2 protein-coding genes are annotated in these 1435 nt (G+C 35.9%); both read right to left on the reverse strand.

Annotated elements, in window-relative coordinates:
- Positions 1–430: zinc ribbon domain-containing protein (locus tag D1953_RS20540; protein WP_182480700.1), on the reverse strand; the 430-nt coding region annotated here is incomplete at its 3' end.
- A 57-nt stretch (positions 431–487) separates the two neighbouring features.
- The coding region (locus D1953_RS21510) for a nuclease/transposase family protein (RefSeq protein ID WP_484237542.1) at positions 488–1435 on the reverse strand (948 nt) is incomplete at its 5' end.

Genomic DNA, 1435 nt, shown 5'->3' on the forward strand with positions numbered 1-1435 from the left:
GTACAATCGGTTTCTTGTGACTTGTTGTAAACAAATCATACCTTACCGCATAGGTGGTTGTATCGAGAATCCACTCTGCCACCCAGTCTGAGCCAGACAATATAGATGTTTTTTTAGCGATATTAATGGCGCTATTTACATCGCGAACAATAGTATGTTCGCAAATTACACAAGTAAAAGAACGAACCTCCGGTTCTTTCTTTTCTTTATGACCGCAAACACAACATTCTTTGGTTGTGTTTTTTTCATCCACGATTACACATTGTTTCCCACGTTTAGCAGCGACCCATTTTAAGATTTTACGAAGCTCGCCAATGTGGTCTTGATTCAACATACTTCGTTTCATATTATCTAAAGAGGCTGTATCATTGGTTGGCGTATAATCGCCAATAAGAACCACATCATATTGATCAAACAACCAATGAGACATACTATATAACGCGACTTTAATCTGTTCTCGTCGTGTATGATAGGCTTTATTCAAAGCTCAATTATAGCGATTCCATCGTATGCTTGGCTCCCAATATGAATTTCCGTGTGTCGTTATGCCTTTCCTCGATTTTCGATTACATACATCTCTTTTGCTTTTGATTTCATCGATTTTTCTATCCCAATACTTTGTTTGATATAATTTGTTCATTTCGTAAGAAATACCTTGATAATCTACAGCTACAAAGAAGTTTTTATGATTGGGATCTAAACTTACCCATCTTGTTCCCTCTGGGAACGCAGGATATTCTGTTTTAGCTTTTTTCTTTTTCTGCTTTTTAGGCTTAGGAATTTCTAATCCCAACGCTTTTAAACGCTCGCGTTCTTCTTTTTCTTGTTGTTTGCATTCTTTCTCCTCTTGTTTTTTAGCTAGAATGAACGCTTTTTCTCCATTTGCATATCGTTCAATCGTGAAAATGCCGTAGAATCGATTTCCTTGCTGCTTGCATACGCGAAAAGTTTTAATCTCTTCGCATTCTCTAAGAGAAAAGGATTCTTTTAAAGAACCGGATATTCTGATTTGTTGACCTTTATCATTTTTGCCAAATGAAATTTGAATCGTCTTTGAATCTAGTAACTTAAATCCTTTGTTTGGTTCGTCAAAATAAAGAGAGAACCATTTTTCTTTCCAACTTCGAAACTTAGGATAAGCATTTTGTTTCGTAAAAAAACGGTCATATGCGTCTTTTAAACGTAAAGCCGTATTCTTTAACGGAGACGAATGAACCGTCCAAAGGAACGGATGACTTTCTTTCATATTAGTTGCATAATCACGTAAATTTCTACCTTTTAATAGCTCTAAAGGAGACCCTTTTTCATAATCGTCTCTCGCAGCCTGTACGAGTTGATTATACAACCAATTGCAGATTTTGCTTTGGCCGTCCAATGAATGTTCATCTTCTTTTTTAAAAAACATTTCAATCTTACGATTAAATACCAAACTCAC

The sequence above is a fragment of the Peribacillus asahii genome (assembly GCF_003570725.1).
Taxonomy (GTDB): domain Bacteria; phylum Bacillota; class Bacilli; order Bacillales; family DSM-1321; genus Peribacillus; species Peribacillus asahii.